This is a genomic window from Flavivirga abyssicola, from assembly GCF_030540775.2.
In the GTDB taxonomy this organism is placed as follows: domain Bacteria; phylum Bacteroidota; class Bacteroidia; order Flavobacteriales; family Flavobacteriaceae; genus Flavivirga; species Flavivirga abyssicola.
Genome location: NZ_CP141266.1, coordinates 544,813 through 560,987, shown reverse-complemented (window position 1 = coordinate 560,987; position 16,175 = coordinate 544,813). Strand labels below are relative to the sequence as shown.

The following is a 16,175-nucleotide window of genomic DNA, read 5'->3' as shown; positions in this document are numbered from 1 at the left end:
GCTGTTTATTTTAAAAGAGATTCTTCACAGCTTCGCTGATACCTTCGAAACAAAATATATTTTGTTTCTCGGTAATATTCAGAATGACACTTTTTAGACCTCTTTTGTGTTTTTTATTGTTCCCTTCCTTATGAGATTTCTCGTCGCTCATACTTCGCTCTGTCGAAATGACAAACGACTAAAAATCATTGACTTAATATTATTTTTATAAAAAAAATTAAATCGAGTTAAAGTAATGTTATAGAAAAATGCTGTTTATGGAATTGTTTTCTTTGAAACTCCTATATGGCATGTAACATTTAATGATCTAACGTATTGCTTTATTCAAGTCATCTTTAAACCCAAAAAGCAAAAAAAGGATAGGTTTCATTTTTTTACTAAGTTTTTCATTTAAAATTTTAAAAGCCCTAGTCATATGGCCTTCAATAGTTTTAATTGAAATATTTAAATGCTCGGAAATTTCAGTATGTGTTAAGCCTTGTCTCTTATTCAAAACAAATACTTCTTTGCATTTAGATGGTAGCTTATCTATTTCTTTGTTTACGACATTCATTAAAACATCAATATCCAAATCATTGTCTTCCATAACTAAATCAATAGCTTCTAAATATTTCTTTTCTAAATAAATAACTTTTGCATTCTTTCGAAATTCACTTAAAAACTCATTATAAACCGATTTATATAAATAGCTATTTATTGAAACATTATACTCTATTTTTTTACGGGAATTCCAAATGTTCACCATTACGTTTTGAACAATATCTTCAGCTTTTTCTTTGTCATTAGTTAAAGAACGCGCATAGGAACATAGCTTTTTATAATACACATCCATTAAAAAATCATAGGCCTTTTCATCCCCTAATTTTAACCTTGCCGACAAGTATTTATTATTGTTAAAATCCAAAACCTATAATGAAAAATTTGTAATAAATTTAACTAAATCATTAACAAATCTAAAAAAAAATAACAAAAAAATGATAAAAAAGAAAGGGGGGAGGCATTTTTTTGTATCATATGTAATAGAACAAGCAGGATGGAAAAGACAAAAATAGAATTAATTATTGTAAAGTTTCTTAATAAGGAAGCCAGCCATGAAGAGCTAATCACACTAGATTTATGGCTGAGAAACGAAAAAAATATAGAAACTTTTAATCGATTTGCAAAAACAGAATATTTAATTGCACTAAGTATGGATGATTTTGATTTAGAAAAGGCAAAATTAAACGTAAAGAAAAAACTTAAAAAGAATTTAAGGATACAACGTATAAAACAATTCAGTAAATATGCCGTCGTTGCTATTATGGCAGTTTTGTTAACCATTCCATTTCTTAATAAAAATACAGATCCTGTATTAACCAACAGCCCTAAACTATCAGAAGAGACCATTAGAGCAGGTTCCAACAAAGCTATATTAACTATAAATGGAGGAGATGAAATTATTTTAGAAAAAAATAAATCATACGAATCAGAATACATAAAGAGCGATGGTAATCAATTAATATACCACCAAAAAGATGATGTAAATGAAACGGCTTATAACTATTTAACCATACCCAGAGGCGGACAGTATACGGTCCAATTATCAGATGGCACCAAAGTATGGTTGAATTCAGATTCAAAATTAAAATATCCTGTAAACTTTATTAAAGGCAATCCTAGAACAGTAGAATTAGTTTACGGAGAAGCTTATTTTGAGGTTACTTCCAGTAGTAAAAATGATGGTTCAAAATTTATAGTCCATTCAAAGTTACAAGATATAGAAGTTTTAGGGACTAAATTTAATATTAAAGCCTATGATGATGAAGATAGCACATTTACCACACTTATAGAAGGCAGTGTTTCAATAAACAATAAAATCAATACGAAGTTACTTTCTCCAAATTATCAATCTATCGTAAATAATAATTCTCCAGAAATAAGCATTGTAGAAGCAAATGTTTCTGAAGCTATAGCATGGAAAAATGGTATTTTCAGTTTTAAAAAATTACCCCTAAAAGATATTATGAAAACCTTATCAAGATGGTATGATACAGAAGCTATCTTTACAAATCCAGAGATAGAAACTATAGAGTTTACAGGGGTTTTAGGTAAGGATCAAAAAATAGAAGATATACTTTCAATAATAACTAACTCAAATAACATAGCTTATGACATAAAAAACAACATTATTATTTTTAAATAAAAAAAGAAGGAAACAAGGTTCGGAATTCTCACACTACAAACCTGTATTTCCCTCTGGTACGTATTAATCAATTATTAATTAACTAACACATAACAAATTTATGGAAATAAAAACTAACCAAGTTCTTTTCCTAAAAAGAAAAGAGATTATTAATTTCATTATGAGAACATTTATACTCTTGTTTTGCACTGCAGCATTTAGTTTCTCTTCCGGAGACCTATTTTCTCAAGATGTAAAAATTGAAATTAAGTCGGACAGAACTCTTACTGTAGATGAAGTTTTTGAAATTATAAGAACGCAAACAGATTACAGGTTTGCTTACAGATCGGATGCTTTTATAGATGCACCTGAGATTGAAGTGAAAAAAGGACTAATAAATGCACATGATTTATTAGTTAAAAGCCTAGCCTTTGGTAATTTGTATTATGAATTAGCTCCCAATAGAACCATTGTTTTAAAGGAGCGTAATCTGTCTCCTTTGCAAGAACCTATTACTGGAGTAGTAATCGATGAGAATGGATTGCCTATGAGCGGTGTAACCGTGTCAGTCCAAGGTATAAATAGAGGGACACTTACCGATTTTGATGGAGGCTACAGAATTATTGCAGAAAAAGGCCAAAAACTGGTCTTTAATTACCTTGGTAAAAAAGTCACGACATTATTAGTTGGAGATTCAAAGGTTATTGATGTTGTTATGGAAGATTCCATTGAGGCTTTAGAGGAAACAATAGTTGTAGCATACGGAACTTCTAAAAGACAATCTTTAGTAGGATCAGTAGCTGTTATAAAATCAGAAGATTTCGCAGAACGACCAGTAACAAATATAACTAATGCGCTTGTAGGTACTATACCTGGTCTACAAACTTTTGCGACTTCAGGTGCTCCTGGTTCAAGTCCAGAAATTATAATACGTGGTGTAGGCTCTGCAAGACTTAATGCCTCTAGTCCACTTTACGTTATAGATGGTTTTCCTTATGATGTAGGTGCATTTAGTGGTGTATTTGATACTACCGATGCTACCGACCCTCTAGCTGCTCTTGATCCTGATAATATTGAGAGTGTTTCAGTTTTAAAAGATGCCTCTGCAACAGCACTTTATGGATCTAGAGCAGCCAATGGTGTCATCTTAATTACAACTAAAAAAGGGAGGGGGCAAAAAGCTACATTCAATTTAAGATTACAAGAAGGGGTTGTAACATCTGCTATCCCACTTGACAATTCACTTAATAGTAAGGAATATTATGAGTTAATGTGGACAGGTCTTAGAAATCGTCAAGTAACTGCAGGATTCAGTGAACAAGACGCCTCACAATTCGCTACAAATAATCTTATAAATACCTTAGGATATAATATCTATGATGTTCCTGATGATCAGTTGGTAGGTACGGATGGAGTACTTAATCCCAATGCCCAATTACTTGTAAATCCAAACGATTTAGATTGGTGGGCTTCGGCTACGCCTCTAGCATTTAGAAAAAATTATGGTTTTGATGTATCTGCTGGGAATCAAAAATCAAACTACTTTGCTTCTGTTGGGTATACCAAAGAAGACGGCTTTGTTGTAGGTTCTTCTTTTGAGCGTTTTAACGCTAGGTTAAATTTGAATTCTCAAGCTACTGACTGGCTTAATGTAGGCTTCAACATCAATGCATCACACAATATTACACTAGACAGTGGTGCTGATGGCAACAATGCAAGTTTATTAGCTTTTTCAAGAACAATAGCGCCTATATACCCTGTTTATTTATTAGATGAAAACGGCAATAGAGTACTAGATGCAAGTGGAAACCCAGAGTTTGATTTAGGCGCACAAGAGTTGGACAGTAATGGTCAAGAAATATATCCTGATGCATTTGGTATTAGAAGTGGACGAAGAGCTTTTCAAGCGGGAGTTCACCCTATTAGAACAGCAGGGTTAGATGATTCTAAAAATACAGCTACCGTATTGTCTTCCAGAGGTTTTTTAGAAATTAACTTTACTAAAAACTTAAAACTCAGAACGGGTGTTGGTGTAGATTTATATAACAGACAAAATAGAGCCTTTGCCTTTTCAAGATTACCAATAGATAGAAATGCATCTAGAAGTTACAACGTATCAAGAGCTATTACGTTTAATCAATTGTTAACCTATGATAAAAGTTTTGGAGACCATGATTTTAGCGTATTACTAGGTCATGAAAGTTTTCAAAGAACAAGTGAATATCTTTTTGCAAGACAAGAAAATCAAATTTTTGATGGCAACATCGAGTTTTCAAATTTTGACCCAGAAATAGTTGGTACTCCAGAAACATTAGACGATAGGTTTACCTTAGATTCCAATCTAGATGAATTTTCACTAGAAAGTTATTTCACTAGATTAAATTATAATTTTAAAAACAAATATCTAGCCTCATTTTCATATAGAAGTGATGGATCTTCTATACTAAGTGAAAAAAACAGATGGGGAGAATTCTACTCCGTAGGTTTAGGGTGGAATATCAGCTCAGAATCTTTTATGGATAATGTAAAATGGATAGATTTTTTAAAATTAAGAGCGTCTATAGGAACAGCTGGAAACACAGGCGGCCTCTCATCTTACGTCTCTCAAGCCACATTTAAACGAGGTGGTAATATTGTTAATCCTGGTTATGTTCCTGGTACACCTGGTGCACCAGACCTAGTTTGGGAAGGACAGGAAACACTAGATCTTGGCTTAGAATTTAATGTATTAAAAAACAGAATTTCTGGTACTGTAGAATACTACCAAAAAACATCTAGAGATTTAATATTCAATGTACCATTTGCACCGTCGTTAGGCTTACCAAGACCATCCTTTATAGACGATACTCCTGTTTTAAGTTTAAATATCGGTGAGATTGTAAATAAAGGAGTAGAAGTACAATTACAAGGTGATATTATTAGAGCCAAAGATTTTACTTGGAATCTTAACGTAAATATAGCAACAACAGATACAGAAGTTACCAAACTAGCCAATGGCGAACCAATTGATTTAGGCTCAAGGATTTTAACTGAAGGACGACAGTTGTTTGAATGGTATCGTCGTAATTATGTTGGAGTTAACCCAGCTAACGGAGATCCTCTATATCGTGGACTTAGAGAACCTAGGCTTTACCGTGAAAATAGAGATATTATTGTAGGTCAAGACACCTTAACACCTAACAGAGCCGTTGCACAAAGGCATAGAACTGGAAAAAATTCAACACCAGATCTTTTTGGAGGGATTACCAATACCCTTAGGTATAAAGGCTTTAGCTTAGCAGCACTACTATCCTACCAGTTAGGAGGCTATATTATAGATCAACCGTCTAGAACATTCCTACATCCTACGGCAGGTAGTTCAGCTTCCAGAGACATTTTAAATGCATGGCAAAAACCTGGAGATATCACAGATATTCCAAGATTCGATTTAGGAGCTACACACGCCGGACATGTCACAGGGCAATCAGATAGGTGGCTTATAAAGCGTGATAACATGGTATTAAGGCGAGTCACTCTAAATTGGCGATTCCCTAAAAATCTTGTCGAAAAGATAAATATGAAAGCTGCTAACATATATGTAACTGGAGAGAACTTGGCATTTTTTAGTACTAAGAAAGGTATCAATGGAAACGTTAGTGGTGGACAAGGATTAACAAGGTTTACCCCAGGACGTATCTTCAGCTTAGGTGTTAATTTTAAATTTTAGAATCATGAAAAGAACAATAAAACACATAAAAAAAATTGCAATCTGTTTAGCGGTAATTTTTACTGCTTCTTGCTCAGAAGATTTTTTAGAAAACATCAATAAGGATGCACCTTCTAATGGTGTTATTTTAGGCAATGTGGAAAATGCTCAATTAGCCTTAGATGGGTTAATAGGCTCTATGACCAATAGAGTTGTAACCTCTCAATCGGCAACAATAAATAGTCAAGAAAGAGGAGGCTACCCAATACAACTTGTGCAAATGGATTTTCTAGGTGAAGATATTCCTTTTGTAGCAGGTGACCTTTCTTTTGATATAAGGTATCAAGACGCCTATACTTGGGAAATGTTAACGGGTGCTGAAAGTGGTCTTGTAGAAATGGCTTGGGCACATTCCTATGCTATTATAAATCAAGCCAATTTAATACTAGATAATATAGATGGTACATCTGGTCCCGATTCAATAAAAGATAACATTAAAGGGCAAACGCTAACCGTTAGAGCTTTCGCGTATTTGCATTTAGTACAACTTTTTGGAGATCGTTATGTTGCAGGTACAGAGAACACGCAGTTAGGTCCTGTAATTTATACAACCTCTACTCAAGACACAGCACCTAGATCTACAGTTGGAGAAACCTATACCCTTATAAACTCAGATTTAGAAAGAGCTATAGATTTACTTACTGAAGAAAGAGATAGTAAATACTACATAAACAAAAATATAGCTCAAGGTATTATGGCGCGTGTTGCTTTAATACAAGAAGATTGGGATTTAGCTATAACTATGGCAGATGCTGCTTTAGCAGGATTTCCACTAATGGAAAATGCAGATTACTTAACTGGGTTTAATGATGTCTCTAACCAAGAATGGCTATGGGCATGGCCTAGGGAACTTTTTAATGCTAACTTTTTTGGACATTTTTTCGTGAATATGACATGGAATGGAAATTCTGGACACGTTAGAGAAAATCCAAAACGTATTTTGTCAACACTTTATGATGATGTAGTAACTATTTCTGATACAGATATTCGATTAGCAAATTTTAGTAGAGACATCCCAGGAGATGACAGGTTTCAAGATATAGATGAGAATGGAGACCCTTTTACTGCTTTTGGTAGTCACCAGAAAGTACCTTATCATGCTTTTAAATTTAAGGCGAGAGATTGGAGACGAGGAAACCTTCAACAAGGTGACACCCCAGCAATGCGTGCTGCAGAAATGCTTTTAATAAAAGCAGAAGCACAACAACGTAATGGTGATGATGGTACTGCAGCAATGACGTTGTTTGAACTAAATAGTAATAGAGATGCAAATGCTGTGTTGTCTACTAATACGGGGCAGGATCTTTTAGAAGAAATTTGGCTGTACCGAAGATTAGAGCTTTGGGGAGAAGGGTTCCGTTTTCTAGATTTAAAACGAAATAACCTGCCATTGGATAGAACAGATGCTAATCATGATACTACTAGACCCACACTATTGGAAGTACCAGCGGGTGATCCACTGTGGACGTATCCAATTCCAGAAATAGAATCTCGTTTAAATAATAATATTGATTAACATAACACATTCTAAGATGAAAAAAATAAAATTTTTATTATTGGCAACTACACTACTAGTATTGTCATGTGAAGAAAATATAGATTTTACAAATAATAAGTTTGCATTTATAGACGTGGCTAATGATGAATATGACTTTACAGTCACTCTTGGAGAAACTGGTAATTTTAGTATCCCAGTTTTTCATTCATTTCCTTTATCCTCTACCGAAACATTTAGTGTAACTGTAGATGAAGAGAATAGTACATATACAGCTAATGCTTATAATATAGCGTCTCAAATAACTATAGCGCAAGGTGAAAACCAAGGAAATATACAGATAGAAGCTGGTGATGCTATAGATAGTACTGGTGAGGTTTTAACCCTAATCATTGATGGTGATTCTGTAAATAATCCAGCAAGCGTCACTTTAAATATGTCATTATTTTGTCCTGTAACTGGACCATCTCCAGGCACATGGATTTTAAGAACTCGAGATACTTTTGGTGATGGTTGGGCGTACACAGCAGGAACACCATTTGTAACAATAACTGTAGATGGTGTTGCACAAAACTTTACCAATGCGGGACCAGGTAGAGCCGATATTGACTTTCCTTTTGATGTAAGTCCAGGAGCTTCAGAAATGACTATTTCCTTTGATGGTGATGGCGAATTCTGGACAAGCGAAGTACGTTTTCAGTTATTAAATCCTGATGGCGAGGTTGTTTTAAGTGAAGTTAGTTATCCTAATAATACTGCTTTTGTAGATGAAACACCAAATCTTAATTACTGTATTTTTTAAAAACAGAAACATATATAAAAAATCTAAATTGAATTAGTTTAGTTTTAGTTTATTTTGAGTTTGTCTGAAAAGGAGGTTGGTACAACACGCCAGCTTCCTTTTTTCTAGACTACTATCCAGTTTTAACCAAAATCCTTTTCAAAAATCTATCATAAAAAAATGAAATACAAGATCACCATTCTTTTGTCATTACTTTTTGCTTTATGTCTAACCAATACTGCAGAAGCTCAGCTTTTTAAGAAAAAAAAGAAAAAGACTGAACAAAAAGACACTATCAAAAAACCTAAACCAAAAAAAGACGCTATAAAACCTTATGATAAGGTAATAACCAAAGAAGCAAAAACAGATACAGGCCTTTTTGATGTTCATAAAATTGGTGAGAGTTATTTCTATGAAATTCAAGACTCATTATTAGGCAGAGAGATGCTTATGGTAACACGAATCGCTAAAACTGCCACAGGTATTGACTTTGGTGGGAATAAGAACAATACACAAATGCTACGTTGGGAGAAAAAAAATAAAAAAATATTATTGCGTGTGGTATCCCATAGAAATGTAGCGGCAGACTCCTTACCTATTTACGAATCTGTAGTCAATTCTAATTTTGAGCCTATACTCTATGCTTTTGATATTAAAGCTTATAATAAAAAAAACTCGTTACACCCTGCCACGGTTATAGATGTTACTAAACTATTCACTTCAGACGTTAATACATTAAACGTTACGTCAGGGCAAAAAAAAGCCTATAAAATAGGGAGACTGGATGCTAGCAGAAGTTTTATAGAATCCATTAAAAGTTACCCTTTAAATATTGAAGCAAGACACGTAAAAACGTATCCTGCTGGTAATGCACCAAGTAATAAAAGTTTAGGGGCAGTTTCAGTAGAGATGAATAATTCTATGATACTACTACCAAAAAAACCAATGAAAAGGCGCTATTTTGATGAGCGCGTAGGCTGGTTTAATAGTAGACAAGTAGATTTTGGACTTGAAGCACATAAAAGTAAAACAGTTACTTATATAGATAGGTGGCGATTAGAAGTAAAGGATGAGGATATCGAAAAATTCAAAAGAGGAGAATTGGTCGAACCTAAAAAACAGATTGTGTATTACATAGATAGAGCTACTCCTAAAAAATGGGTTCCATACATAAAAGCAGGGATTGAAGATTGGCAAGTAGCTTTTGAAGATGCTGGTTTTAAAAATGCTATAATAGCCAAGGAACCACCAACGCCAGAAGAAGACCCTGAGTGGTCTCCAGAAGATGTGCGTTATTCTGTAGTAAGATATTTAGCCTCTAATATTCCAAATGCCAATGGCCCACATGTAAGTGACCCACGTAGTGGTGAGATTTTAGAATCAGATATTAATTGGTATCATAATATCATGACACTTGTTCATAATTGGTTTTTTGTGCAAACAGCAGCTATAAACCCCGACGCCAGAAGTGCAAAATTTAAAGATGAGGTCATGGGGACACTAATACGGTTTGTGTCTTCTCATGAGGTAGGACATACTTTAGGACTCCCACATAACATGGGCAGTAGCAGTGCTTACCCAGTAGATTCTTTAAGGTCTGCTACATTCACAAAAAAATATGGTACAGCACCATCTATAATGGATTATGCCAGATTTAATTATATAGCACAGCCAGAAGATAAAGATGTTTATTTGTATCCTAAAATTGGAGTGTATGATAAGTATTCAATAAACTGGGGATATCGCCCTATCCTGAATACCTCTGCAGAAAATGAAAAAGGCACCTTAAATAAATGGATATTAAAACATACAGGAGATCCCTTATATCGCTTTGGTGCACAACAATACGCAGATATAGAAATTATAGACCCTAGCTCACAGACTGAAGATTTAGGAAACGATGCTATAAAAGCCAGTAACTATGGCATTAAAAACTTGAAAAGAATTGTGCCAAACCTTAGAATTTGGTTAGCCAAAGACAGTGAAGACTATGACGATTTAAAAGAAATCTATGATCAATTAATAAAACAATACAGTCGTTATATGGGGCATGTAGTTAATAATATTGGTGGTATATATGAAGATTACAAAACCTTTGAACAAGCAGGTGCTGTGTACACACATGTAGATAAAACGCACCAAAAAAAATGTTTAAATTTCATCCAAGACCAATTATTTAAAACTCCCAAATGGCTTATTGATCCCGATATTTTTAATAAGATTGAAGCCTCTGGGTATATAGATAGAATTAGAGGGGTTCAAGTTAGAACGTTAAATCGAATTTTAGCACCAAGACATTTAGCAAGAAGTATTGAAAATGAAGCCATAAATGGTAATAACGCCTATAAAATCACAGATATTATGGGTGATTTAAGAAATGGTTTATGGAAAGAACTATACGCCGCTTCTAAGATTGATGTATACCGTAGAAATCTTCAAAAAGCCCATGTAGAAAGGCTAGCTTATTTAATTACCGCTAAAAGCGAAAGTAAATCAAGATATAATCCATCAAAATCGACACCAATATTTACCAGTCAATCAGATATTCCATCGGTTGCTAAAGGTGAGCTAAGGCGTTTAAAACAAAGCATTAGAAGAGCAATCCCAAAAGTATCGGACAAAATTAGTAAGTACCATTTAGAAGATATTGTGGAGCGTATAGACCATATTTTAGAAATAGATAAATAAAATTTAATAAAATGAATACAAAAGAAACACTTAAAAACAATATGCTATTTGTTGCCGTTATTAGTTTTTTACTATGCTTATCCTGCAACAAAAAAGAAGTTAATTATGCTATAATAACAGGTAAAGTTGAAAACTTTGATGAAACTAAAGTTCCCATTTCCAGAAAACACTCTAGTATTGGGGATAATTTAGAAAAAAATATTACCCTAAATGAAGATAAAACATTTATAGATACCATTTACATGAATACTGCTGGTATTTATAATTTTTATGGTAAATCCATTTATTTACAACCTGCTGATAGCTTGAACCTTATTTTTAATCCTAAGGATAGAAATACACCGATTGTCTTTTCAGGTAGTAATACCTCTATCAATGACTACTTTTTAGAAAAAAAACGGAAGAAAAAAAAGCTCGTGCCTAGTTTTAGGACTTATATAAAATATGATGAAGCTAAATATATATCGTTGTTTTCAGACGTAAACAAAGAAATATTAAAGCTTTTAGAGCCATTAAAAGATGTGTATCCAAAATTTTATGAATTCGAAAAACGAGATTTAGATTATTACTATAAATTCAAGTTAAGCGAATACGAACGACTTCATAGGAAATACACAAATAATCCTGATTTTGAAGCGAGTGAAACCATAAAAAATATAACCAAAACTATTGATTATGATAATGCAACTGATTTTGAGCATTCCGCTGATTATCGAGTATTATCTGTATACAAATTTTTATCTTATTCTTACTATCCAAGAGTCACAAATTTGGATCACCCAGATACCTTGAATACAGTCTTCACTAAAATAAAATCATTACAAAGTAAAAACATCAAAAATTACTTGTTAGAAAGTATGTCAAGATATATTAATCCAGATGTGAAAAATTTAGATGTTTTATATGTCGGAATTACTGAATCTTTAACTGACTCTTCAGCGCTTAATAAGATTGAAAAAAAATATAAAACAGCGAAACGACTTGTTAAAGGCAACCCAGGTTTTCCTTTTGAGTTTGAAAATCATAAAGGAGGGACCACATCTTTTAAGGACTTAAGAGGAAAATATGTATATGTTGATATGTGGGCAACTTGGTGCGGACCTTGTAAAAGACAAATTCCATTTTTGGAGCAATTAGAAAAAAAATACCATGATGCTAATATCGCATTTGTAAGTATTTCAGTAGATTCTAGCAAAGATAAGTGGCGTAAATTTGTTGATGAAAAACAGTTAGGAGGCATTCAATTGATAGCTGATGATGCTAATAATTCAGAAATAATGAAAAACTATGGTATTACTGGCATACCACGTTTTATGCTTTTTGATACGTCTGGAAACATCATTTCAGCAAATGCAAAACAACCTTCAGAAATTATAGAAACAGATTACTTAGATAAAATCATTGCTGGGAAATAAATATATAGTTATGAAAAGTAGAACACAGCATATTCAATATATTTTATTACTTGTATTCAGTACATTTTTACTGTTTCAATGCAATACCTCTAAAGAAATTACCACTAAAAAAAATACTGGTAATGCAAATACCTCAGCGTCTGTTGATGTAAAACCCAATAGTTTAGAATCTGATACCCAGAATATTGTCGATATGCTGAGCAAAGTATCTGGAGTACTTATTGAAGGTTCTGGAGCTGATGCGTCCATAATAATAAGAGGCGTTAATACCGTTAATACAGGAAGTTCTCAACCACTTTTTTTAGTAAACGGTACTGTTATGGGTTACGGTATTAGAAGTGTCTTTTACAACATAATACCTAACCAAATACAATCCATTCGTGTTCTAAAAGGGAGTCAAGCTTCATTTTATGGCTCAAGAGGTGGTGCTGGTGTCATAGAAATAATATTAAAAGAATAAAAGCCCCATAAAATATAATTTCAAGTGCTAAAAACATGATGATAAATAAGCAATTAAAAACAAATGTTATACTTCTTGCTATTATTTTTGGGGTACTATGTTCTTGTAAGGAAGATTCTAAATTAGATTATCAAATAACCAGTGCTGAAACGATAAAACCATTGAAAATCCTTTCAGATAGTATAAAAATTGAGGGCGATTTAGGGAGTTTTAAAGTTGATAAAAGGGTAAAAACACTTGAACCTGGTGTTAAAATTGTAACCTTCAATTTTTCTGCTGAAACACCTTCAGAATTAAAACCTACAACCATTACCTTTAATTTCCCATCGTTAAGTATTAATGGTTTTTGGAATCCTGGCAGAGCCATAGACAAAGTGAACTACTACCGTAGTGGTTTTTCAGCAAAAGCATCAAGTAATGCACCTGTTTTAGCTTTCTACAATAATGCATTAGATAACAGAATTACAATGGCACTATCTGATGCATTAAATAGATCAGACTTTGAATGTCAGGTTAAAGAAGAGGATGTACATTTTTATCCAAAGATAAAACTCTTCAGAGAGAAAATGCCCAAAACAAAAAGCTATAAGGTAAAATTATTAATAGATACCAGAACCATACCCTATTACAAAAGTATAGACGATGTAGCTAGTTGGTGGGCAAACAATCCGTCATACAAACCTATGCAAGTTCCAGATGCAGCAAAAAAACCTATGTATTCAACTTGGTATAGTTACCATCAAAATATTACAGCAGATGAGATTGTAGCCGAATGTAAAATAGCAAAGTCTTTAGGTTGTGCTGCTGTAATTGTAGATGATGGTTGGCAAACTAACGATAGTAACCGTGGTTATGCCCATACTGGCGATTGGACACCCGATAGAATCCCTGAAATGAAAAAATTTGTGGAGAACGTCCATAAAGAAGGTATGAAGTTTATACTCTGGTACTCATTACCCTTTATGGGAGAAAAGGCGAAAAATCATGCTAAATTTAAAGGGAAATATTTACGCTATTGGAGAAGTCAAGGGACTTACGTTCTAGACCCACGTTATCCAGAAGTTAGAGAGTATATAGTTAATACATACGTAAAAGCAATGCAAGATTGGAATCTTGACGGCTTTAAACTTGATTTTATGGGTTGGTTTACTGCTAATGGAAATACCAAACTTACTACGGATGACGGCAGAGATTTTGCGAGTGTTAATGCTGCTACAGATTATTTGATGACAGAAATAACGACTAAGCTCACTGCACTAAAACCAGATGTTTTAATTGAATTTAGACAGTCCTATATTGGTCCTTTAATGCGTAAATACGGAAATATGTTTAGAGGTGTAGATGCCCCAAACAATGCCGTAGCAAACAAAATTGAAGTTACCAACTTACGCATTATGGCACAAAATACAGCTGTACATAGCGATATGTTTATTTGGAGACCAGAAGAAACCGTAGAGCAAGCAGCACTTCAAATTTTAAATATTTTATATAGTGTTCCACAACTATCTGTAAAATTAAATACCATACCCAAAAACCATTTAGAAATGATAGAACATTGGTTTAAGTATTGGAATACTAATAAGCATATACTAATTGAAGGGGACTTTATACCATCAAACCCGGGAGCTAATTATCCTATTTTAACAGCTTTAAAAAATGACAAGCAAATTTCTACGGTTTATGAAGATATTAGTATAGAAGTTAAACAAAACATAAACGTGATAGACATTATTAATGCCAAAACGACCCATACTATTGCTTTTAGTTTAGGTAACAAAAGGCCTGCTTACGTTACGGTAAAAGATTGTAAAGGCAAAATTATTTTTGAAGGCAAAACAAATTTCAAAAAAGGGTTAAATAGTTTAGAATTACCAGCATCTGGTATGACAAATATTAAATTTCGATAATGTGCAGATAGACTTTTGCTCATTATAATTCTTTAATGTAATGAACTGTTTAAAAAAGGCTAGACTGATAATACTCTTCACGATTACAGCGATTAGATAAACCAATAATTAATAATCACAATGACTAAAAAATTATGTATTGCCTTGCTACTAGGACTATGCTTGAGTTGTATGAAACAAAAAGAAACAAGCATTGAAACAACAAATGAAATACCTATCATGAACAAAGAAGCTTTAAAAAATATTCATTTAAACTTAAAAACAAAATACAATACACTAAGTACCCGAGTTATTCAACCAGCTGAAGGCTATCTAGAATATCCTTATTTAATTCCTGCTGGTTTTTATAAACAAATGTGGGATTGGGATGGTTTTTTTATGGGAAACTACTTTGTAAGTAAGGGGAAACCTGAATATTTAAAATATTGGGCATTAAATCTTATTCTTGGCATAGATGAAGAAGGGTATGTTTCTGGATGTGCTACCACGAATGGCCCTCGTGCTATTTTCGGTAAATTTGCAATGAAGCCTTTTTTATCACAAGGGGTATATTTGTCATCAAAAAAATTAAATGATTTTAGTTGGATAAAACCGCATTACAATAAATTAAAAAAAGTTTTAGAATACAGAGAAAAAACGCAACAAGATAGCTTAACAGGACTCTTTTTCTGGGATATTGCTATGCAAAGTGGTGCAGATAATAACCCTGCAATGAACTATTTTATGAAAGACACACGTTCTTTCCTTGCTCCAGATGCTAGTACATGGCAGTATAAAGAATATTTGGCCCAAGCAGCAATTGCAAAACAATTAGGTAAGGAAGAAGATGCTAAAAACTATACACAAAAAGCAAAAATGCTTAAAACTGCCATCAACAAGGTTTTATGGTCTCAAGATGATAGTGTATACTACACCGTTGATAGGGAAACTGGTAATTTTTATAAAAGAGTAAGTTACTCGTCTTTTGTGCCACTTTTAGCAGGATTAGCGCCTCAAGAAGCAGGAAAAAAAACGATAAAAAAATACTTGATTCATTCAGATCACATGAAAGCTAAATATGGATATAGGTCTTTATCTGCTCAAGATCCTAATTACAATAATAAAAATATAATAGTACCATTTTCCAATTGGCAAGGTCCAGTATGGCCTATAGCAAATTATATTTATTCAATTGGTTTAAAAAAATATGGCTTTGATGAAGAATTAAATTGGTTAGGCGAAACTTTAGGAACACTGTTATTAAATGATATTGAAAAATATGACACAATGCACGAGAACTATCATGCCGATTCGGGAGCGCCTTTAGCACCAAGTCACGATCATGTAGATAAAGATGGAAAAATAGTAGGTTTTATTAGTTGGAATTTATGTGTTGAAAATATTTTGGACGGCGTAGTAAATGATAATTGGATGCTTTTAGATATAGAATAGAGATTATAATTTATTAAACAAAATCACTTTAAAACAGTGTAAAACTATGATTGATTTAGAATAGTTTTACACTGTTTTATTTATGAAATGAA

At 33.2% G+C, this 16,175-nt stretch carries 10 protein-coding genes; 9 read left to right on the top strand and 1 reads right to left on the bottom strand.

Annotated features, from left to right (window positions below; all coding sequences use genetic code 11):
- Positions 1-307: 307 nt before the first annotated feature.
- Positions 308-904: an RNA polymerase sigma factor gene (locus tag Q4Q34_RS02000; protein ID WP_303317208.1), complete on the bottom strand. Its 597-nt coding sequence runs from the start codon at positions 902-904 to the stop codon at positions 308-310.
- 129 nt (positions 905-1,033) lie between these two features.
- On the opposite strand from Q4Q34_RS02000, the gene Q4Q34_RS01995 reads away from it, so the two are divergent.
- The 9 genes from Q4Q34_RS01995 (at position 1,034) to Q4Q34_RS01955 (ending at position 16,083) form a co-directional block, all read left to right on the top strand.
- Positions 1,034-2,182 (top strand): FecR family protein, encoded by a 1,149-nt coding sequence (locus tag Q4Q34_RS01995; RefSeq protein WP_303317209.1) that lies wholly within the window; start codon positions 1,034-1,036, stop codon positions 2,180-2,182.
- A 160-nt stretch (positions 2,183-2,342) separates the two neighbouring features.
- Complete coding sequence (locus Q4Q34_RS01990; RefSeq protein ID WP_303317210.1) at positions 2,343-5,867, top strand: SusC/RagA family TonB-linked outer membrane protein; 3,525 nt, start codon at positions 2,343-2,345, stop codon at positions 5,865-5,867.
- Between the two features lie 4 nt (positions 5,868-5,871).
- The gene (locus Q4Q34_RS01985; RefSeq protein WP_303317211.1) at positions 5,872-7,422 is read left to right on the top strand and encodes a RagB/SusD family nutrient uptake outer membrane protein; all 1,551 of its coding nucleotides are present in this window, start codon (positions 5,872-5,874) and stop codon (positions 7,420-7,422) included.
- Positions 7,423-7,438: 16 nt separating this feature from the next.
- Positions 7,439-8,203: a hypothetical protein gene (locus tag Q4Q34_RS01980; RefSeq protein ID WP_303317212.1), complete on the top strand. Its 765-nt coding sequence runs from the start codon at positions 7,439-7,441 to the stop codon at positions 8,201-8,203.
- Between the two features lie 159 nt (positions 8,204-8,362).
- Positions 8,363-10,870 carry a zinc-dependent metalloprotease gene (locus tag Q4Q34_RS01975; protein WP_303317213.1) on the top strand — a complete coding sequence of 836 codons (2,508 nt, stop codon included), beginning with the start codon at positions 8,363-8,365 and terminating at the stop codon, positions 10,868-10,870.
- Positions 10,871-10,881: 11 nt separating this feature from the next.
- A complete protein-coding gene (locus Q4Q34_RS01970) occupies positions 10,882-12,285 on the top strand; it encodes a TlpA family protein disulfide reductase (protein ID WP_303317214.1) in 1,404 nt (467 codons plus the stop codon).
- 10 nt (positions 12,286-12,295) lie between these two features.
- On the top strand, positions 12,296-12,745 hold the full coding sequence (locus tag Q4Q34_RS01965) for a TonB-dependent receptor plug domain-containing protein (protein WP_303317215.1): 450 nt from the start codon (positions 12,296-12,298) through the stop codon (positions 12,743-12,745).
- Positions 12,746-12,780: 35 nt separating this feature from the next.
- A complete protein-coding gene (locus Q4Q34_RS01960) occupies positions 12,781-14,652 on the top strand; it encodes a glycoside hydrolase family 36 protein (RefSeq protein WP_303317216.1) in 1,872 nt (623 codons plus the stop codon).
- Between the two features lie 171 nt (positions 14,653-14,823).
- Positions 14,824-16,083, top strand: coding sequence for an MGH1-like glycoside hydrolase domain-containing protein (locus Q4Q34_RS01955; RefSeq protein WP_303317217.1), 1,260 nt, complete (start codon positions 14,824-14,826; stop codon positions 16,081-16,083).
- The last annotated feature ends 92 nt before the right edge of the window (positions 16,084-16,175 follow it).

Excerpts from the sequence above, each read along its gene's own strand:
- Q4Q34_RS01975 (WP_303317213.1), top strand. The coding sequence starts at position 8,363 with ATGAAATACAAGATCACCATTCTTTTGTCATTACTTTTTGCTTTATGT.
- Q4Q34_RS01985 (WP_303317211.1), top strand. The coding sequence starts at position 5,872 with ATGAAAAGAACAATAAAACACATAAAAAAAATTGCAATCTGTTTAGCG.
- Q4Q34_RS01965 (WP_303317215.1), top strand. The coding sequence starts at position 12,296 with ATGAAAAGTAGAACACAGCATATTCAATATATTTTATTACTTGTATTC.
- Q4Q34_RS01995 (WP_303317209.1), top strand. The coding sequence starts at position 1,034 with ATGGAAAAGACAAAAATAGAATTAATTATTGTAAAGTTTCTTAATAAG.
- Q4Q34_RS01955 (WP_303317217.1), top strand. The coding sequence starts at position 14,824 with ATGAAACAAAAAGAAACAAGCATTGAAACAACAAATGAAATACCTATC.
- Q4Q34_RS01990 (WP_303317210.1), top strand. The coding sequence starts at position 2,343 with ATGAGAACATTTATACTCTTGTTTTGCACTGCAGCATTTAGTTTCTCT.
- Q4Q34_RS01960 (WP_303317216.1), top strand. The coding sequence starts at position 12,781 with ATGATGATAAATAAGCAATTAAAAACAAATGTTATACTTCTTGCTATT.
- Q4Q34_RS01980 (WP_303317212.1), top strand. The coding sequence starts at position 7,439 with ATGAAAAAAATAAAATTTTTATTATTGGCAACTACACTACTAGTATTG.
- Q4Q34_RS01970 (WP_303317214.1), top strand. The coding sequence starts at position 10,882 with ATGAATACAAAAGAAACACTTAAAAACAATATGCTATTTGTTGCCGTT.